Origin of the sequence: Streptomyces arenae (assembly GCF_022343545.1) — a bacterium.
Taxonomy (GTDB): domain Bacteria; phylum Actinomycetota; class Actinomycetes; order Streptomycetales; family Streptomycetaceae; genus Streptomyces; species Streptomyces humi.
In genome coordinates this window covers 166,250-186,381 of the sequence record NZ_JAKQYH010000043.1, presented here as the reverse complement: position 1 = coordinate 186,381, position 20,132 = coordinate 166,250, and the positions used below count along the sequence as shown (strand labels likewise).

11 protein-coding genes are annotated in these 20,132 nt (G+C 70.4%); 4 read left to right on the top strand and 7 right to left on the bottom strand.

Annotation, left to right across the window (positions count from 1 at the left end):
* Positions 1-27: 27 nt before the first annotated feature.
* From MB828_RS18915 to MB828_RS18890, 6 genes are all read right to left on the bottom strand, one after another.
* A complete protein-coding gene (locus MB828_RS18915; RefSeq protein WP_301649247.1) occupies positions 28-1,797 on the bottom strand; it encodes an IucA/IucC family protein in 1,770 nt (589 codons plus the stop codon).
* On the bottom strand, positions 1,794-2,339 hold the full coding sequence (locus MB828_RS18910; protein ID WP_133021768.1) for a GNAT family N-acetyltransferase: 546 nt from the start codon (positions 2,337-2,339) through the stop codon (positions 1,794-1,796). The genes MB828_RS18915 and MB828_RS18910 overlap by 4 nt, the downstream gene beginning before the upstream one ends.
* Entirely contained in the window at positions 2,336-3,619 is a 1,284-nt protein-coding gene (locus MB828_RS18905; RefSeq protein ID WP_301649246.1) for a lysine N(6)-hydroxylase/L-ornithine N(5)-oxygenase family protein, read from the bottom strand. The genes MB828_RS18910 and MB828_RS18905 overlap by 4 nt, the downstream gene beginning before the upstream one ends.
* On the bottom strand, positions 3,603-5,069 hold the full coding sequence (gene desA / locus MB828_RS18900) for a lysine decarboxylase DesA (RefSeq protein ID WP_133021770.1): 1,467 nt from the start codon (positions 5,067-5,069) through the stop codon (positions 3,603-3,605). Before desA ends, MB828_RS18905 begins: the two co-directional genes overlap by 17 nt.
* Positions 5,070-5,193: 124 nt before the next feature.
* A complete protein-coding gene (locus MB828_RS18895) occupies positions 5,194-6,030 on the bottom strand; it encodes a siderophore-interacting protein (protein WP_133021771.1) in 837 nt (278 codons plus the stop codon).
* Between the two features lie 46 nt (positions 6,031-6,076).
* Positions 6,077-7,123 carry an ABC transporter substrate-binding protein gene (locus tag MB828_RS18890; RefSeq protein WP_301649245.1) on the bottom strand — a complete coding sequence of 349 codons (1,047 nt, stop codon included), beginning with the start codon at positions 7,121-7,123 and terminating at the stop codon, positions 6,077-6,079.
* A gap of 346 nt (positions 7,124-7,469) precedes the next feature.
* Here MB828_RS18890 and MB828_RS18885 point away from each other — a divergent pair, with 346 nt between their 5' ends.
* The 4 genes from MB828_RS18885 to MB828_RS18870 all read left to right on the top strand — a co-directional run bounded on the left by MB828_RS18885 (position 7,470) and on the right by MB828_RS18870 (position 18,902).
* Positions 7,470-11,120 (top strand): LamG domain-containing protein, encoded by a 3,651-nt coding sequence (locus MB828_RS18885; RefSeq protein WP_301649244.1) that lies wholly within the window; start codon positions 7,470-7,472, stop codon positions 11,118-11,120.
* Between the two features lie 72 nt (positions 11,121-11,192).
* Complete coding sequence (locus tag MB828_RS18880) at positions 11,193-17,726, top strand: RHS repeat domain-containing protein (protein ID WP_301649243.1); 6,534 nt, start codon at positions 11,193-11,195, stop codon at positions 17,724-17,726.
* 16 nt (positions 17,727-17,742) lie between these two features.
* Positions 17,743-18,384, top strand: coding sequence for a hypothetical protein (locus MB828_RS18875; RefSeq protein WP_301649242.1), 642 nt, complete (start codon positions 17,743-17,745; stop codon positions 18,382-18,384).
* A 2-nt stretch (positions 18,385-18,386) separates the two neighbouring features.
* Positions 18,387-18,902, top strand: coding sequence for a hypothetical protein (locus tag MB828_RS18870; protein ID WP_301649241.1), 516 nt, complete (start codon positions 18,387-18,389; stop codon positions 18,900-18,902).
* A gap of 68 nt (positions 18,903-18,970) precedes the next feature.
* Here the strand turns inward: MB828_RS18870 and MB828_RS18865 are convergent, their stop codons facing one another.
* Positions 18,971-20,131, bottom strand: a complete 1,161-nt coding sequence (locus MB828_RS18865) for an acyl-CoA dehydrogenase family protein (RefSeq protein WP_301649240.1) — start codon at positions 20,129-20,131, stop codon at positions 18,971-18,973.
* Position 20,132: the final 1 nt, after the last annotated feature.

Here is a 20,132-nt window from a genome sequence, read left to right as displayed (position 1 = left end):
CGTACCCGGGGGCGCCCGCCGGCCCGGTCAGAACCCCGCGACGGGATTCCTCAGGGTTCCGACCAGCTGGAGGGCGCCCGACGGGTCCGCGAGGTCCACCATCTGCCGGTTGTCGCGCAGCTGGAGCCGGTTCAGGCAGGACAGCGCGAACTCGGGCGCGAACATGTCGTACCGCTCGAACCTGTCGGCGAGTTCGGGTGCCGACTCCTGGTACGCGCGGACGACCTCGGCGACCGTCCGCCAGAAGTCGTCCTCCGTGAGGACCCCCGCGGTCGCGAGGTTCGCGGCGAGGAAGCGGAAGAAGCAGTCGAAGACGTCCGTGAAGACCGACAGCAGCTTCTGGTCGTCGGGGACCTCGACGCGCAGCCGCTCGACCGCCGGCGGCAGTACCGCGTCCGGGTCCAGCACCGCGATCTCCTCGGCGATGTCCTTGTAGACGGCCCGCTGGACCACGCCGTCCGCCAGGACCAGGATGACGTTCTCGCCGTGCGGCATGAACACCAGGTCGTAGGCGTAGAAGCAGTGCAGCAGCGGGGTGAGGTAGGCCCGCAGGTAGGCCCGCAGCCACTCCTTCGGCGTCAGCCCGCTCCGCTCGACGAGCGCGGCGGCGAAGGACGCGCCCTCGTGGTCCACATGGAGGAGGGAGGCCATCGTCGCGAGCGACTCGCCCTCCCGGAGACCCGGCACCGGGCTCTCGCGCCACAGCGCGGCCAGCATCTTGCGGTACGGCGAGTAGCGGTCGGTGGCCTTCTCGTACTCCAGGTGCCGGTAGCCCACGGCCGCCCGCTCCCGGATGATCGACAGACCGGTGGACTTCAGCACCGGGTCGTTGTCGATGAGCTGGGCCAGCCAGTCGTTGATCGCCGGGGTGGCCTCCATGTAGGCGGCCGAGAGCCCGCGCATGAAGCCCATGTTGAGGACCGAAAGGGCGGTCTTCACGTAGTGCTTCTCCGGGTGGGAGCGGTTGAAGAAGGTCCTGATGGACTGCTGGGCCAGGTACTCGTCGTCGCCCTCGCCCAGGCAGACCAGGTGCGCGCGGGCGACCTCGGCGGCGAAGGTGACGGAGAGCTTGTTCCACCACTGCCAGGGGTGGACCGGGATGAGGAGGTAGTCCGCGGGGTCGAGGCCCCGGTCGCGCAGGACGCCGTGGAAGCGGTCGACGGTCTCCTCGCCCAGCTCCTCCCGCACGAAGGACTCGTACTCGATGCCGACGCCCGCCGTGAACGCGGCACGCGACCGGTGGGCCGCCAGCCACACCAGCCGGACCGGGCTCGCGGTCTCCGGGGCGTACGACAGGTACTCGTGGACGCCGAAGCCGAGCCGTCCGTTGTTGGCGACGAAGCAGGGGTGGCCCTCGGTCATCCCGGTCTCGATCGCCTGGAAGCCGGCGCGCACCAGCTCGGCGACCGGGACCTGGGGCTTGGTGAGCTTGTAGCAGGTGCCGGAGAGGGTGGAGGAGATCTCCTCCAGGTAGACCGGCAGGATCTCGTCGCTCAGCCCCAGGGAGTCCTTCAGCTCGATGAAGAAGTCCAGGGCGGCGAGCGGCAGTTCGGCGCCGTCCCGGGTACGGCTGATGGAGTCCGGGTCGACCTGCCAGTGGTCCAGGGCGCGGCGGACGGCGGTGAAGCGGTAGCGGGTGAGCCCGTCGTCGCTGCGGACCACGTACGACGGCCCGTCCGCCTCCGGGGTGATCAGGCGCTCGTGGGCGAACTCGGCGAGCGCCTTGCGTATCAGGAGCCGGTTGGCCTTCTCCCAGCGCTCGGGGGAGAGGTGGGCGACCGCGTCTGCGAGGCTCATACGGCGGCCACCGCCCGCTCGAACCGCTCCCGGGTGCAGAAACTCAGCAACGCCCTTTTCTCCGGCTTCTCGATCTCCCGTACGGGCACGAACCCGACGGCCTCGTTCAGTGCGTGCACGGCCGTGTTGCCGACGTCCGGCTCGACGACGATCCGGCGGGTCGCCGGGTCCTCGAAGAGACGGCCGACGACGGCCGTGATGACGGCCTTCGTGAAGCCGTGCACGGGTGTGTCGGTGGCGGGGGTCAGGAAGTGCATCCCGACGTCGCCCGGCTCGGGCTCGTACAGCCCCACCAGTTCCCGGTGGACGGGGTCGTAGTGCTCCATCAGGAACGCGGGCGCACCGTCCGGGCCGAGCCCCAGCAGCGCGTGGTGGTGCTCGTCGGCCGCGATCTCCATGTAGGCCCGCTCGACGTCCTCCAGCCGCGCGTCCTGCATCATCCAGTAGGCCGCCTTGGGGTGCGTCACCCAGGAGTGCAGCAGCTCGGCGTCCCGGAGGGGGTCGAGGGGCCGGAAGGCGAACGTCGTGGTCGTCGTGCTCATACGGCGAACTCCTGGAAGGCGATGGTCTTCTCCACCGGGTAGTACTCCGAGCCCAGCAGCTCGCGGATGATGTACGCGTTCCGGTAGGGGCCCATGCCCAGGTCGGGGCTGGTGATGCTGTGGGTGTGGACGCCGGCGTTCTGGAGGAACACGTCCCGGCCGGTGACGTCGATCGCGTAGTTGCGGGCCACGTCGAAGTTGCCGTGCGCGTCGTAGCGCAGCCGGTCACGGACGGGCCTGAGGAACTCGGGCTCGGCGTACCGGTAGCCGGTGGCGAGGACCAGGCCCTGGGTCTCGATCTCGTAGTCCTTGCCCTGCTCCTCCTGGCGCAGCCTCAGCGTGTACGTGCCGTTGTCGTACGTGGCGCCCTCCAGCGAGGAGTTGGTGAGCAGCCGGGTGGGGACCGGGCCGCCGAGGTTCTTCTGGTAGAGCAGGTCGAAGATCTCGTTGATCAGGTCGCCGTCGATGCCCTTGAAGAGGCCCTTCTGTTCGGCGGTGAGCCGGTAACGGGTGTCCTCGGGCAGGGCGTGGAAGTAGTCGACGTACTCGGGGCTCGTCATCTCCAGCGTGAGCTTGGTGTATTCGAGCGGGAAGAAACGCGGGGAGCGGGTCACCCAGTTCAGCCGGTAGCCGTGGACGTCGATCTCGCTCAGCAGGTCGCGGTAGATCTCGGCGGCGGACTGGCCGCTGCCGACCAGCGTGATCGACTCCTTGGCCTGGAGCGCCTCGCGGTGCCCGAGGTACCGCGAGTTGTGGACGAGGTCGCCGCCCAGGCCCTCGCAGGCCGCCGGGATGTGCGGCGGGGTGCCGGTGCCGAGGACCAGCCGGCGGGCGCGGTAGGTCTCCCCGCCGGCCGTGGCGACGACGTACACCCCGTCCGCGTCCTCGTGGCGGACCTCCGTCACCGTGGTGTCGAAGCGGACGTTGGTCAGTCTGCCGGCGGCCCAGCGGCAGTAGTCGTTGTACTCCACCCGCAGCGGGTAGAAGTTCTCGCGGATGTAGAACGAGTACAGCCGGCCTTTCTCCTTCAGGTAGTTGAGGAAGGAGTACGGCGAGGTGGGGTCGGCCAGGGTGACCAGGTCCGACAGGAAAGGGGTCTGGAGGTGGGCGCCGTCCAGGAACATGCCCGCGTGCCACTCGAAGGCGGGCTTGGCGTCCAGGAAGACGCCGTCCAGTTCGGCGATCGGCTCGGTCAGGCAGGCGAGTCCGAGGTTGAAGGGGCCCAGTCCGATCCCCACGAAGTCATGGACGGTGGTCGGGTTCTCAGGACGCGCGGTCAAGGGACTCTCCCAGGTACTGCTCGGCGTGGCCGGCGATCAGATCGAGGACGGCGGTGATGTCGGCCGTCGTGGTCTCGGGGTTGAGCAGGGTGAACTTGAGGTAGTGGCGGCCGCCGACCTTGGTGCCCGCGACCACGGCGTCGCCGGAGGCGAACAGGGCCTTGCGGGCGTACAGGTTGGCGCGGTCGATCTCGGCCGGGTCGGTCACGGCGGAGGGGATGTAACGGAAGACGAGGGTGGACAGGGAGGGCTCGACGACGACGTCGTAGCGCGGGTCGGCCGCGAGCAGCCGCCAGCCCTCGGCCGCCAGGTCGCAGACCTCGTCGAAGAGTTCGCCGATGCCGTCGGCGCCCATGGTGCGCAGGGTCATCCACAGCTTGAGGGCGTCGAAACGGCGGGTGGTCTGGAGGGACTTGTCGACCTGGTTGGGAATGCGCTCCTGCACCATCCGGCGCGGGTTCAGGTACTCCGCGTGGTAGGTGGCGTGCCGCAGGGTGGCCGCGTCCCGGACCAGCACGGCGGACGAACTCACGGGCTGGAAGAAGGACTTGTGGTAGTCGACGGTGACCGAGTCGGCGCGCTCGATGCCGGCGATCCGGTCCCGGTGCTTCAGGGAGGCGAGCAGCCCGCAGCCGTAGGCCGCGTCGACGTGCATCCACACGCCGTACTGCTCGCACAGTTCGGCGATCTCCGGCAGCGGGTCGATGGAGCCGAAGTCGGTGGTGCCGGCGGTGGCGACGACCGCCATCGGCACCAGGCCGTCCCTCTTGCAGCGCTCCAGTTCGCGGGCGAGGGCGACGGTCCCCATCCGCTTGTCCTGGCCGACGGGGACGGAGACCACCGCGTCCGGGCCGAGGCCGAGCAGTTTCGCCGACTTCTGCACGCTGAAGTGGCCGACCTCGGAGGCGAAGACGCGCAGGTCGGCCAGGCCTGCGGACCCTTCCCGCCCACCCGGCCCCGGTTTGGCCTCCTCCCGGGCCAGCAGCAGCGCCTGGAGGTTGGACTGGGTGCCGCCGGAGGTGAACACGCCGTCGGCGGCCTCGCCCAGGCCGATGCGGGCGGCCGTCCAGTCGATCAGTTTCCGCTCGATCAGGGTGCCGCCGGCCGACTGGTCCCAGGTGTCGAGGGAGGAGTTGACGGCGGAGAGCACCGCCTCGCCGAGCACCGCCGGGATGACCACGGGGCAGTTGAGGTGGGCGAGGTAGCGGGGGTGGTGGAAGTAGACCGCGTCCCGGAGGTAGACGTCCTCCAGTTCGTCCAGGACCGCGGAGGTGTCGTGCAGCGGACGGTCGAGGTCGATGCGGTCGACGCGCGGGGCGAGGGCGTCGACGCCGACACCCGTGAACGGACGGTCGGTGGCGGCGAGTTTGGCCGCCACCCGCTCTACTCCTTCGGTCACGCGGCGGCGGTAGTGCTCCGCGGTGAGGTCATTGAGCAGGTGCGAGCGCATGAGGGGGGCCTCCGGGACGATCCGTGCGAGGGGCGGAGCGATCAGCTCCACTTAGGTTAGCCTAACCTAAGTAACGCGAGCGAAACGCTGCCTCTCCCGTGACGGCGGTCACTCCGGCCCCCAACTACTCGCCGGCCGCCCGGAGCTGTTCCTCCGTCAGGCCCTGCCGCCAGTAGCCGACGAAGGTGACCCGGCGGCGGTCGGTCCCGCGCTCCCGGACGAAATGCCGGCGCAGCTCCCGCACCCGCCCCGCCTCGCCGGCGATCCAGACGTACGGCCGTTCGCAGCGCGGGAGCCGGGCGGCGCGGATCTCCGCCAGGGCGCCGCGCCCGCCGGTCAGCCAGGTGATCTCCACGTCCGCCCCGGTGACCACGTCCTGGACGTCCCCGGCGTGCGGGACCTCCAGCCAGGCGCGGGCCCGGGTCCCGGCGGGCAGCGCCTCCAGGATCGCGGTCGCGGCGGGCACGGCCGTCTCGTCACCCCAGACCAGGACCAGATCGGTGTCCTCCGGCGGCCGGAAACGGATCGCCCGGTTGTCCGCGACCGCCGGGCCGAGCAGCACCACCGGATCCCCGGCGCCGGCCCGTGCCGCCCAGCGGGAGGCGGGCCCCGGGGGCGTGGCCGCACCCGGCCCGATGCCGTGCAGCGCGAAGTCGATGTCGATCTCGTCGGGATCCCGGCGCAGCGCCCGCAGTGTGTACGAGCGCATCACGGCCCGTACGTCGTCGGGGAGTTCACGCCAGCCCTGCCACCAGCTGTCGCCCAGCTCGATCGGGACGACGGGCTCGGCGCGCCCCTGTGCCGGGAGGAACAGGGAGAGGGACTGGTCGTGTCCGTGGGAGTGGAAGTGCGCCAGGTCCGCACCGGCGAAGGTGACCCGGACCAGAGACGGACCGAGCCGCCTCGTCCGTACGACCCGGAGGGAGAAGAAACGGAACGGGGCGGCTACGGCCGTCGTCATATGAGCTCCTGGGAGTCAGGAAGTTGTAGGGGGCGCGGAGGGAAGGTCAGCTGACCTTCTTCGCGGTCTCCAGGGCCTTGGCGAGGTTCTCCACCATCGCGACGCACTTGTCGTAGGAGAAGATCGGCTCGGGGGAGCGGGCGATGACCTGGCCGGCCTGGACCGCGGGGAGCTTCTTCCAGGTGGCCTCGGTGATGTCGGCCGGCTGGATGGTCGCCGAGCGGTCGTCCATCATGATGACGTCGGCCGGGTACTTGTCGACGTTCTCCCAGCTCAGGTCCTCGTACCAGCCGCCGCTCTTCTTCAGCACGGACGCCGAGGGCTCCACGAAGTTCACCCCGAGCGCCTTGAAGTACTCCAGGTCCACCGAGAGGTTGGTGCCGGAGACGTAGAACAGGCTCTGGGCGGCGGACCCGGCCAGCACCTTGATGTCGGGGTGCGCCTTGGCGGCGGCCCGCAGCCGGGTGGACGCGGCCTCGAAGCGCTTCTTGGCGTCCACCACCTTGCTCGCCGTCAGGTCCGCGCCGAGCGACTCGGCGAGGGCCCAGACCCGCTGGAGCGGAACGGTCAGCTGACGGTCGTAGGCGGAGATCCCGACGCTCGGGGCGAGCTTGGCGATCTTGTCCTTGGACTCGTCCGGGACGTACCAGAGGGTGCCGGCCGCGTCGAACATCGTGGTGATGAGGACGTCGGGGGCGAGGGCCGCGTACTTCTCGACGTTGAACTGGCCCCACGCGTTGCCGAGGACGGTCAGCTTGCTGACGTCCATGTCGCCGGCCTGGACGTCGGCCTTGCCGTCCTTGGTCGTGGTCGGGCCGAAGACGCCCTTGACCTCGACGCCGTAGTCGTGGAGCGCGGCGGCGACACCGACGAACGCGACGATGTTCGCCGGGGCCTTGTCCAGCTTCACCGTGGTCCCGCGGTCGTCCTTGAAGCTCCAGGGGCCGGAATCGGCGGCCGTCGTCCCCTTGCCGGAGGAGCCACCGCTCTTGTCGTCGTCACCGCAGGCGGCGAGCACGGCACCGAGGCCGAGGGCGCCGCCGGCGGCGAGGATGCCACGGCGGGTGAGGTGGGCTGCTCTGGCGTTGGACATGGCTGTGGCTGCTTTCGGACGTGCGGAAACCCCGCCGGACAGGTCGTCGCTTAGGTTAGCCTAACCTCACGTGATGTCCAGTGTCCGGGGTCCCGCGCGAACGTCGCGCGACGGGCGGCGCTTTTTCCCGGCGCTTTTTCCATCCGCCCCGCATTAACCGCGTGTTCATATTCTCTCCGCCCCTGATTTCCGGCGACGGACCAAAAGGCGAGTAATCCCGAGTTCAATCTTGACCATGGTCGGTCAAGGTGCGTAAAAATTGCCCCCGGTGGGGACCTGGGGACTACGGGGGGCTGTAGTGAGACCTGAGCTGACGCATCGTCATAACCGTGTCACAAGAGGCTTGTTGAGTCTGGCCGCGGTCGTCGCGGTGAGCGCGGGCACGCTCACGGCGATTCCGGCGCCCGCCGTGGCCGGGCAGAATCCGCAGGCGCAGCTGACCGAGGCACAGAAAGCCTCGCAGGAAGCCGTCGACAGCAATGAGCGGGTCGAGGTGAAGGGCGACCGCACCGAATACGCCACGACCTACGCCAATCCCGACGGCAGCACCTTCTCCCTCAGCCTCTCGACCGTGCCGGTCCGCGTCGAGCGGGCCGACGGCTCCTGGGCGGAACCGGACGCCACGCTGGAGCGCCGCGCCGACGGGACCGTGGGCCCGCGGGCTGCGGTCGCGGACGTGTCCTTCTCCGGCGGCGGGGACGGCGCCGGCCTGGTGACGGTGGCCGAGGGCGGCCGTTCGCTGACCGTGGGCTGGCCCGGCACGCTGCCCGAGCCCACCCTGGACGGCGCATCGGCCGTCTACTCCGAGGTGCTGCCCGGAGTGGACCTGCGGATGACCGCCACCACCGAGGGCTACCGCGAGGCGCTCGTCGTCAAGACGGCCGGGGCCGCGGCGAGCGACGAACTGAAGCGGCTCGACTTCCCGGTACGGGCCGAGGGGCTGACCCTGAGCGAGGGCGCGGGCGGCGGTCTCAACGCCGTGGACGCCGACGGCAACGCGGTGTTCCGGACACCGACCGCCCGCCAGTGGGACTCGGCCGGAGACACGGCGACACCCGCCGGGACGTCGGCCATGTCCCTGCGGGCGGCCGACACTCCGGTCGCCTCCGACGGAGCCGAGGCCCCCGACCCCGCGGCCGGCCCCAGCGACGGCGACGCGTCCGCCGTGCTGCCCGTGACCGCCGACGACGACTCGATCACCGTGGTGCCCGACGCCGGCCTGCTCACCGGCGACGACACGGTCTTCCCGCTCTACATCGACCCCGACGTCTCCTGGGGGGAGTCCGAGCGCACCCTGCTGTCCTCGGACGGCGACACCTTCTACAACTTCTCCGGCGGCGACGACGGAGAGGGCGTCGGCTACTGCGGCACCTACGTGACCGGCGGCTACGCCTACTACTGCGGCTCCGGCTACAAGCAGCGCATGTACTTCGAGTTCGCGCCGACCGCGCTGCGCGGCAAGCGGGTGCTGGACGCCACGTTCCGGGTGACCGAGCGCTGGTCGATGTCCTGCACCCACACCACCGTGCAGCTGGTGCGGACGCCGAACATCTCGTCCGCGACCAGATGGCCGGGGCCGACCAGCGGCTGGGACATCATGGGCGACCGCACGGTGTCCGCGGGCCGCGGTTCCGCCTGCGACCCGAGCCAGCCGGACGCGCCGATCGAGTTCAACGACGACCCGGCGCAGAACTACGAGAACCTCACCGACACCGTGAAGTCCTTCGCCGCCGGTGACTTCTCCCGGCTGACGCTGATGCTGAAGGCGTACAACGAGTCGGACCCCAACGGCTGGAAGCGGTTCGACGACGACGCCGTGCTGGACGTCGACTACGTGGGCGTCCCGGCGCCGCCGACCAGCCCCGGTGTGCTGTCGGGCGAGATCTCCTCCTGCGAGACGGACGCGAGCGACCCGGCGGTGCTGTCCGACCCGACGCCCACCTTCAGCGCGGTGGCCCAGACCCTCTCCGGAGGGGAGTCCGAGGCGAACCTGCGCACGCACTTCTACGTGCAGAAGAAGGCCACCGACGGCACCTGGGCCGTGGTCACCGAGCCGGTACGGCCGGTCAGTCCCGGCTATGTGAACGACAACCAGAAGGTGTCGGTCAGTTCACCGGTGACACTGGCGGACGGCGGTACCTACCGGATGGCGGTGTTCACCCGCTCCTACTACAACGGCGGTGCCAGTTATCTGGAGTCGCACAGCACGGTGACGACCAAGGGCTGGTGCTACTTCAAGGTCGACACGACGGCCCCCAAGGCGCCGGTGATCACGTTCGGGACGAAGTACACGGCCTGCACGGCCAACGCCTGCGCCCCGGCCGGCGGTCCCGGTGTCAAGGACGACTTCACCTTCTCCCCGGCGTCGGGCGACGCGGCCACGGTCGTGGGGTACCGCTACAAGCTGTCCTCCTCCAGCGCCTGGTCGGCCACGGTCACCGGGACGACGGTGAAGAAGGCCATCGCACCCGACCTGGCCGGCACCCAGGTGCTCCAGGTACGGGCCCTGGACAACGTGGGCAGCGGCCGCTGGGGCGCCATCGCGAGCGTGAAGTTCAACGTGCAGGAGAGCCAGGGAGCCACCGGCCGCTGGCACTTCGACGACGGCGTGGCCAACTCGGGCGTCACGCTCGCCGCCGACTCCGCGGCGACCGAGGGCACCCGGCACCCCGCCACCCTCTACACCACCGGCGCCGGCTGGTCCGGGTTCGGCCGGCGGGGCGACGGCGACCGCTCGCTGTGGCTCAACGACACCTCCGACACCACCCGGCAGTCCGGATACGCGGCGACCTCGACCGCCGCCGTGAACACCCAGTCCTCGTACACCGTTTCGGCCTGGGCGTATCTGACGGAGAGCACCGAGTACCGGGCCGTCCTGTCCCAGACCGGCAGTGACGACTCCGGATTCGTCCTCTACTACTCGGCCGGCGCCAAGCGGTGGGTGTTCCGCTACGACTGGTCCGACAGCGCGGGCACCCGGCACTACGTCACCAACGGGGCGGACGCCGAAGGCCCGGTGCTGAAGGTGTGGACCCATGTGGCGGCCGTCTACGACGCCGACGCGAAGACCATCCAGCTGTACGTCAACGGCCGCGCACAGGGCGACCCGGTCGCCGTGCCGGCCGGCGGGGAGAAGCAGACCCCGGACGGGGCACTGCAGATCGGCCGCGCGAGCTATGCGCACGGCACCTACACGCAGTACTGGCGCGGCCGCATCGACGAGGTCGCCGTGTTCCAGGAGGCGCTGCGGCCCGGCGACGTGGCCAAGGAGGCGAGACTGCTGGACAGCGCCGGAACGGCCACGGCCACCGAACTGGTCGCCGCCTGGAACCCCGAGGGCGCGAGCGGCACCACGCTGGCCGACACCGTATCCGGCTACGGGCGCTCGCTGACGCTGACCGGAGGCGCCGCACTGGACGGTGAGGCGATCGTCCTGGACGGCACCGACGACGCGGCCGGCACCGCGGGACCGGTGGTCGACGAGACCGGTTCCTTCACCGTCACCACCGAGGTCGAACTCGACCAGGCCGCCCTGAACGCCAAGGGCGCCGGCTTCATCGGCCAGGTACTGGGCCAGCGCACCGCCGACGGCTCGGCCTGGGGCCTGTGGTACGAGACGACCGGCACGGAGACCCGTTTCGACGACGACGACAACCCCTACGAAGTGCCCGTCGGCTTCTGGCGGTTCGGCCGTCTGGCCGCCGACGGCACCTTCACCGCGGTCGACTCCGACAGCACGGCCGTGGTCGGCAGCAGGGTGCGGCTGACCGGGGTGTACGACGCGCAGGCCGGCACCGTCGCCCTCTACCTCGACTCGACCCAGAACGACACCGACACCCCGTTCACCGCGGTCGTCGGCTCCGGTGAACTCGCCGTGGGCAAGGACTACGTGCGCGGCGCCTGGGGTCACTACCTGCCCGGCCGGATCTCCGACATCCGGATCTGGGCGGGCGCGGCGGCGGACGGCACCCAGCTCGACACCATGATCGGCGGCTGACGCCGCCCGCCCTCCTCCGACTTCTTTCCCTCCGTGGCCGCGTGTGCGGCCGTGCCTTGACAGGGGTATGTCGTGAAAACCGGTACGAGAGTGCTTCGTTGGCTGCGCGGCAGACGCGCCGGGATCGTCGTGACACTGGCCGTCGCACTGGCCACCGGCGCGTTGCCCGCCGCGGCTCCGGCCCAGGCCGTGACGGGTGGCCTGGGGCGCCCCGAGGTGCCGAAGCAGCGCGACAGCGATGTCCGGGCGGTCACCGGCCTCGGCGCGGACAAGGCCCGCGCGGCCGTCGCCGCGGCACGCGAGCGCAACTCCGCCCAGGCCCGCCGGGCCACCGCGGAACAGCACGCCGCCTGGCCCAGGCCGGGCCGGGCGACCGTCGCCGTGCCCCGCGGCCGCTCGGGCCGTACCACGGCCGAGCCGGGCGGGCTCCCGGTCACGGTCGCCCGGGGCAGCGTGGGCAACGCGGCGGACGGCGACGCGTCGATCCGTGTCCTCGACCGCGGCACCACGGCCGCGGCGGGCATCAAGGGCGTCCTGCTCACGGCGACGGCCACGAAGCCGGGCCGCGCCCGTCTGACCGTGGACTACTCGGCGTTCGCGTCGGCGTACGGGGGCGGCTGGTCGGGGCGGCTGGGGGTGGTGCGGCTCCCGGAGTGTGCGCTGACCACGCCCGAGAAGGCCGCCTGCCGTACTCGGGCGCCGCTTGCCTCGGACAACGACAGCGACGGGCAGACCGTCTCGGCGGACGTCGCGTTCGCCCCGGCCTCCTCCGCCACCGTGCTGGCCTTGGCCGCGACCTCCGGCACCTCCACGTCCGGCGCGGGCGACTACTCGGCGACCCCGCTGTCCTCGTCCTCGACCTGGGAGGCCGGCGGCTCGTCCGGAGCGTTCACCTGGTCCTACCCCCTGGCCACGCCGCCCGCCGCAATCGGCCCCCAGCCCGACCTGGAACTGTCGTACGACTCCGGCGGTGTCGACGGGCGCACGGCCTCCACCAACAACCAGTCCACCTCGATCGGTGAGGGCTTCGAGCTCACCTCCGGCTCCTATGTCGAGCGGTCCTACGGCAGCTGCGACAAGGACGGTCAGAGCGGCAAGTCGGACCTGTGCTGGAAGTACGACAACGCCTCCCTGGTTCTCAACGGCAAGTCCGGTGAGCTCGTCAAGGACGACACCACCGGCGTCTGGCGGCTGAAGAACGACGACGCCTCCACCGTCACCCACTCCACCGGCGCCGAGAACGGCGACGGCAACGGCGAGTACTGGACGGTGACGACCGGCGAAGGCACCAAGTACGTCTTCGGTCTGAACAAGCTCGCCGGCGCCGGCACCGAACGCACCAACTCGGTGTGGACCGTGCCCGTCTACGGGGACGACTCCGGCGAACCCGGCTACGACCAGGGCTCCGCCTTCGCCGACCGCTCCGTCACCCAGGCCTGGCGCTGGAACCTCGACTACGTCGAGGACCTCAACGGCAACGCCATGACGTACTGGTACACGCCCGAGACCAACTACTACGGCAAGAACGGCGCCTCCACCGCCACGACCGAGTACATCCGCGGCGGCCGCCTCGACAGGATCCTCTACGGGCAGCGCGCCGACACCCTGTTCACCGGCGTCACCTCCGACAAGGTCACCTTCACCTATGAGGAGCGCTGCACCGCCTCCGACTGCTCGGAACTGAAGGACTCCACGGCCGACAACTGGCCGGACGTGCCCTCCGACGCGATCTGCAAGAAGGACGCCGACTGCGATGTCCGCGGCCCGTTCTTCTTCACCCGCAAGCGGCTCACCCAGCTCGACACGTACGCCTGGTCGGCGGTGTCCGGTGACTTCACCGCCGTCGACTCATGGGCGTTCACCCAGCAGTTCCTGGACGGCGGTGACATCGGCGACACCAGCGACCAGACGCTGGTGCTCAAGAGCCTGCGGCACACCGGCAGGAACGGCACCGCCATCACCCTGCCGCCGGTGGACTTCACCTACCAGATGCGGGAGAACCGCGTCGACGCCACCGACGACATCCTCCCGCTGTCCCGCCCCCGCATCGAGAGCGTCACCTCGGAGACCGGCTCCATCACCCGCGTCACCCTCTCCGAGCCGGAGTGCGTGCGCGGCTCGAACATACCGGCCAAGGCCGACCACAACACCAAGTCCTGCTACCCGCAGTTCTGGAACATCAACGGTGCCGAAGAGGCGTCGATCGACTGGTTCCACAAGTACCGCGTCCTCGCCGTCGACGTGTCCGACCCCACCGGCGGCAACGACGCGGTCGAGTACCAGTACTCCTACGCGGATCCCGCCTGGCACTACGACGACAACCCGTTCACCCCCGCCGACGAGCGCACCTGGTCGGTCTTCCGCGGCTACGGCCAGGTCACCGCCACCAAGGGCACGGGCACCACCCGCAGCAAGACCGTCTCGGTCTACCTGCAGGGCATGGACGGCGACCGGCTGCTGGACGCGGACGGCAAACTCGACGCGAGCGCCCGCCGTCCGGCGAGTGTCGCGGGTGTCGACGTCAGCGGTCTCGACGTGGCCGACCAGACGGACAGCGAGCCCTACGCCGGCTTCCTGCGCGAGAGGATCACCTATGACGGGTCGACGCCGGTCGGCGTCACCGTCCACGACCCCTGGTCCAGGAAGACGGCCACCCAGCACAAGTCGTACGCGGACACCGAGGCCTACTACGTCCGCGAGGCCAAGGCGTACACCCACACCTATCTGACCGCCACCGCGAAGTGGCGCACCCGCACCACCGCGACCACCTACGACGACTACGGCATGGCCGCCACCGTCGACGACTCGGGCGACACCGCCAAGTCGGGCGACGAGACCTGCACCCGCACCTGGTACGCCCGCAACGACGCGCTCGGCATCACCGCCCTGCCCTCCCGCACCCGGACCGTCGGCCGGCCCTGCTCGGTGGCCGAGACGGCACTGAGCCTGCCGACGTCCGCCGCGAGCCCGGGCGATGTGCTCTCCGACACCGCGACCGTCTACGACAACACCTCGGCGACCGCGTGGAGTGCCGCCCAGACGCCGACCCTGGGCCTGGCCACCTGGAAGGGCCGCGCCGCCGCCTACCCGGCCGGCGCCACCGGCGGCGAACGCGCGCCCACCTCCTGGGGGACCGTCAGCAGGACCGCCTACGACACGTCGACGACCAAGCTCGGCCGCCCCCTGTCCGTCACCGACGCGGCAGGCAACACCACGAGCGCCGCCTACACCCCCACCGACGCCGGCCCGCTGACCCGGACGGTGATCACCAACCCCAAGAGCCAGAAGAGCTACACCTACCTGGACCCGGCGCGCGGCTCCAAGACCAAGGTCTTCGACGTCAACACCAAGCTGACCGAGACGGCGTACGACGCGCTGGGCCGGGTCACCTCGGTCTGGTTGCCCAACCGCTCCCGCTCCTCCGGCCAGTCGGCGAACCACACCTACGCCTACTCGGTCACCGCCGACGCCCCCTCCTGGACGTCGACCTCGACGCTGAAGGCGGACGGCGACACCTACAACACCGCCTACAGCATCTACGACGCACTGCTACGCCCCCTGCAGACCCAGTCCCCGAGCGCGCTCGGCGGCCGGCTGCTGACCGACACCCGCTACGACAGCCGGGGCCTCGCCTACGAGACGTACGCGCAGATCTTCGACCAGGACAAGACACCGAACGGCACCTACACCCGAGCCGAGTACGGCGAGGCCGCCCAGCAGACCTCGACCACGTTCGACGGCGCGGAACGGGCCACCGACAACACCCTGTACGTCTACGGCGTCAAGCGCTGGACCACGTCGACCGTCTACACCGGTGACTCCAGCGCGACCACCGGCCTGTCCGGCGGCTCCGCGACCCGGCTGGTCACCGACGCGCTGGGCCGCACCGTGGAGCGGCGCGAGTACGCCGGCACCTCCCCGGCGGACGCCGCCTACGGCAGCGGCACCGGATCCGCCTACACCTCCACGTCCTTCACCTACACCCCGGACGGCAAGGAGTCGACGATCACCGGACCGGACGGCTCCGTCTGGTCCTACGGCTACGACCTCTACGGCCGCAAGGTCACCTCCACCGACCCCGACAAGGGGCGGACCACCACCGGCTACACCAGCCTCGACCAGGTCTCCTGGATCAAGGACGCGGCCGGGCGCGTGGTGATCTCCGCCTACGACACCCTCGGCCGGGTCTCCGGCACCTGGAGTGCCCCGGCCACCGCCGACCTGACCTCCACCACCGAGGAGCAGGTCGCCGCCAACCAGCTGACCGCCTACACCTACGACACCGCGGCCAAGGGACAGTTGGACACCGCCGTCCGCTACGTCGGCGGCAGCGGCAGCTCGGGCACGGCCTACACGAAGAAGGTCACCGCCTACGACGCCCTGTACCACCCCACCGGCAGCCAGATCGTCCTGCCGGCCGGTGACGCCCTGGTCACCTCGGGCGCGATCCCCTCCGCCACGCTCGACTTCTCCTCGTACTACAACGTCGACGGGACCCGCCAGTACACCAAGGAGCCCGCCGCCGGTGGTCTGGCGGCCGAGCAGATCAACACCGACTACAACGGCGTCGGTCTGCCCACCACCGTCTCCGGCGCCAGCGGCTACGTCCTCGGCACCAGCTATTCGGCGGTGGGCGAGACCGAACAGCTGACCCTGGGCACCTCCTCCGCCACCGGCACCAAGAAGGCGTACATCACCAACACCTTCGAGGAGGGCACGGGCCGTCTCAAGCAGTCCGCGGTCACCGACCAGACCCACGGCTACGAGCTCCAGGAGCTCAACTACGCCTACGACGAGGCGGGCAACGTCACCTCCGTCCTCGACCCCACCACGCTCGGCGGGACGTCGGCGGCGGACAACCAGTGCTTCGCCTACGACGGCCACCAGCGGCTGACCGAGGCCTGGACCCCCAGGACCGCCGACTGTTCGACCAGCGGCCGCACCACGGCCAACCTCGGCGGGGCGAGCCCGTACTGGACGTCGTACGAGTACCAGGCCTCCGGTCTGCGCACGACCGAGACCACCCACGCCACCGGCGGCGACACCAAGAAGACCTACTGCTACGACGGCACCCGCACGCACGCCCTGGCGGCGGTCACCACGGCCGTCTCCTGCACCGGCGTGACGCCCACGTATGCCTACGACACCACCGGAAACACCACCACCCGCCCCGACGGTAGCTCCTCGCAGTCCCTGGTCTGGAACGAGGAGGGCGACCTCGGCAAGCTGGTCGAGGGCAGCAGCACCACCGGTTACGTCTACGACGCCGACGGCAGTCTCCTCATCCGCCGCAACACCGCGGGCGAGACGGTCCTCTACCTCGGAGCCACCGAGGTACACCTCGACACCAGGACCTCCACCGCCAAACACTGGGCGCAGCGCTACTACACCGCCGGCGAGTCCACCGTCGCGCTGCGCAGCAACAGGACCGGCACCGACACGCTGACCTGGCTCGCGGCCGACCGGCACGGCACCTCCGCCCTGGCGGTCGAGTCGACCACGCAGTCCGTCACCAAGCGCTACAGCACCCCCTTCGGCGGGAACCGCTCCGGCGGCACCGGCACATGGGCGGACGACAAGGGTTTCCTGGGCAAGACCTCGGACACCGATACCGGCCTGACCCACCTCGGTGCCCGCGAGTACGACCCGGTGACCGGCCGCTTCATCAGCGTCGACCCGGTCCTCAGCACCGACCAGGGCCAGTCACTCAACGGCTACACCTACGCCAATGACAACCCGGTCACCCAGTCCGATCCGACTGGTCTCGAGTCGTGTTACCCCCACTTCTGCTCGGGCAGCAACGGCACGTACGGAACGTACAAGCCGGAGAACGACCCGGAGTCCGACCAGTACGACGGGTCGAGTCACGACGATCCCGCGCCGCCGGTGCTGGGCGCCGCCACCGGTAACAAGACAACCCGGCACGACCAGGCCCGCGACCGGGCCATCAAGGTGATCCAGATGCAGGTCAAGGCGCTGGGCGTGAAGAACTTCAAGATCTTCACCTCGCTGCAGGTACCGGGTGCCAGCAAGAAGTGCATGTACCCCGGCAAGAATCCCGGGGCGTCGTGCAACTACGGAGTGCCGGACATCGTCGGCTACGACCCGAACCACGACATCTACTACGTCTGGGAGGTCAAGTCCGCGGGAGTGGCGGCCAAGGCCGTTCCCGAGGCCCAGTGGTACGTCAACCGGATGCGCGCCGACGGGAAGAACTCGGTGCTGGGATGGACCATCGGCGGACCGTACAACGTGGTGAACGGCGACAAGGTGATCGGGCCGGAGCCGGGGGCCGTCATCTACGGCAGACCCCAGAACAAGAAGTTCAGGCGCGTGCTGAGCTCCAGTCCCACCGCGGTGGCTCAGCAGCAGTCCCAGCCCGTGCCACAGCCCACACCCGGTCCGGGGCCGGGCCCCTATCCGGGGACCATCGACCAACCCGGCCTGGGTATCCTGCCCCAGGCGACGGACGGCGTGAACCAGTGGCCGTTGCTGGTACCCATTGTCGTCCTGGCATCGCCGGTCCTCGTCGAGGGCGGTGGTACGACGGCAGCCGTATCGGTGAGCGCGACCGTCGCCGCCAGTCTCTTCGAACTGGCGGCGTGAGCAGGAAGCGGCGGACATGAATCCCCTGGACACCCTCATCAAGCAGCACGTGGCCCCGGTCATGAAGGCGGCCGGCTTCACCAGGAAGGGCCGGACCTTCCGGCTCGCGGCCGGGACCGGCGACCACCTGTTCCTGCAGTTCGACACCCACGCCGTCGACCCGGGCAGGCACGTCTTCGACGTGACCTTCTCGGTCGTCCCGCTGCCGTACTGGGAATTCGTCAAGCGGGACGACGTCGACCCGCCGGCGCCCGATGCCAGCGGCGCCCTCGCCACGTGCCCCGTGATCCCGCCGGCCGCGGTCGCCCACGAGCCCGACGAGGAGATGCCGTTCCGGTCACGGTGGGCTTTCACGGAACCGCGGACGCGTGATCTGTGCGGAAGTGAACTCGCCCGCGTTCTGGTGGAGGAGGACCTTCCACGGATGACGCGTCTGCTCGACCGCAGGACCCTGCTGGAGGAGACCCGCACCAACCCGAACGGCGAACTGGTCAGGCTCTGGGGTGCCGCGCAGAGCGAGATCGTGCTGCGCATCGACGACGAGCCCGCCGAGGACGTGGCCGCGCTGGTCGACAAGGCCGAGGCGGACGGGGTGGCTCCGGTCCTCGTCGTCTGGGCGCGACAGCGGCTGTGGCGGCGGACGGCCGGGGAGGCCTGACCGTGGGTTTCTGGGGCTCCTACGTCGTGTGCCGCAGCGAGACGCCGCTCGACGGCCTCCAGGCCGTCGTCGAACGGCACGACGGCATCGACGAGCACGAACACCGCCCCGGCGGCTGGCAGATCGGCCGTTACCCGGGCCCGGAACTCGCCGACGAGGGACCGGGCATGCTCGCCGAACTGGCGGCGGAGACCCGGGCCCCGGCCCTGACCGGCTTCGTACTGGACAGCGACACCGTCTTCGTCGAGGGCTTCTCGGCCCGCGCCGGCCACTGGCGGGCCTGTCTGGCGCGGGAGGCCGCCGAGGCCTACTGCGATGACGACGACGAGGACTTCGCCGCCGAGTTCCCGCCCGCGGAGGCAGCCGCCCGCGCCGCGGCCGCCTGGGCCCGGGAGGCGGGCCTGACCCCCGACCCGCCGGGCCTGCTCGCGGTGTTCGCGGTGGCGGACACCGACTGGGCGGAGGGACTGTTCTTCCGCCTGCTGGACCTGCTGGGCATCGGACCGGCCGAACCCTGACACCGCCCGAACGTCGCGGGACTTCCTGGCCGCCGCCCTCGACGGCGCCGGCCCGGCCTTCGCGCCCCTCAGCTCACCAGCCCCAACTCGCGGGCGATCAGCATCCGTTGCACCTCGCTGGTGCCCTCGCCGATCTCCAGGATCTTGGCGTCCCGCCACATCCGGGCCACCGGGTACTCGTTCATGAACCCGTACCCGCCGTGCACCTGGGTGGCGTCCCGGGCGTTGTCGACGGCGACCGTCGAGGAGTAGAGCTTGGCGAGGGCCGCCTCCTTCTTGAAGGGTTCGCCGGCGACCAGGCGGGAGGCCGCGTCCCGCCAGGCCAGGCGGGCCGTGTGGGCCTTCATCTCCATGTCGGCGATCTTGAACTGGATGGCCTGGTTGCTGCCGATCGGCCGTCCGAAGGCGTGCCGCTCCTTCGCGTACTTCACCGACTCGTCCACGCAGCCCTGGGCCAGCCCGGTCGCCAGCGCCGCGATCGCGATCCGGCCCTCGTCCAGGATGCGCAGGAACTGCGCGTAGCCGCGGCCCTCCTCACCCAGCAGGTTGGCGGCCGGCACCCGGACGTCCGCGAAGGACAGCTCACGGGTGTCGGAGGCGTTCCAGCCGACCTTGGAGTAGGGGGCGGCGACCGTGAAGCCGGGGGTGCCGGAGGGGACGATGATCGAGGAGATCAGGGGCCTGCCGTCGGGCTTGCGGCCGGTGACCGCGGTGACCGTCACCAACCCCGTGATGTCCGTGCCCGAGTTGGTGATGAAGCACTTGCTGCCGTTGATCACCCACTCGTCGGTGGCGGGGTCGAGGCGGGCCGTGGTGCGCGTGGCGCCCGCGTCGCTGCCGCCGTCCGGTTCCGTGAGCCCGAACGCGCCCAGGAGCTCCCCGGCGCAGAGCCTCGGCAGCCACTCCCGCTTCTGTTCCTCGGTGCCGAAGAGGTGGACCGGCATGGCGCCGAGCGACACCCCGGCCTCCAGCGTGATCGCCACCGACGAGTCGACGCGGGCCAGTTCCTCCAGGGCGATGCCGAGCGCCAGGTAGTCGCCGCCCATGCCGCCGTACTCCTCGGGGAACGGCAGCCCGAACAGGCCCATGCGGCCCATCTCGCGGACGATCTCGTACGGGAACTCGTGCCGCTCGTAGAAGTCGCCGATCTTCGGCGCCACGACGTCGTGCGCGAACTCCTCCACCGTGCGGCGGAGTTCTTCCAGTTCGGGGGAGAGGCGGTGGTCCATG

Bases quoted from the DNA above. Each gene is read 5' to 3' on its own strand.
- MB828_RS18915 (WP_301649247.1), bottom strand. From the start codon at position 1,797: ATGAGCCTCGCAGACGCGGTCGCCCACCTCTCCCCCGAGCGCTGGGAG.
- MB828_RS18910 (WP_133021768.1), bottom strand. From the start codon at position 2,339: ATGAGCACGACGACCACGACGTTCGCCTTCCGGCCCCTCGACCCCCTC.
- desA (WP_133021770.1), bottom strand. From the start codon at position 5,069: ATGCGCTCGCACCTGCTCAATGACCTCACCGCGGAGCACTACCGCCGC.
- MB828_RS18895 (WP_133021771.1), bottom strand. From the start codon at position 6,030: ATGACGACGGCCGTAGCCGCCCCGTTCCGTTTCTTCTCCCTCCGGGTC.
- MB828_RS18890 (WP_301649245.1), bottom strand. From the start codon at position 7,123: ATGTCCAACGCCAGAGCAGCCCACCTCACCCGCCGTGGCATCCTCGCC.
- MB828_RS18875 (WP_301649242.1), top strand. From the start codon at position 17,743: ATGAATCCCCTGGACACCCTCATCAAGCAGCACGTGGCCCCGGTCATG.
- MB828_RS18865 (WP_301649240.1), bottom strand. From the start codon at position 20,131: ATGGACCACCGCCTCTCCCCCGAACTGGAAGAACTCCGCCGCACGGTG.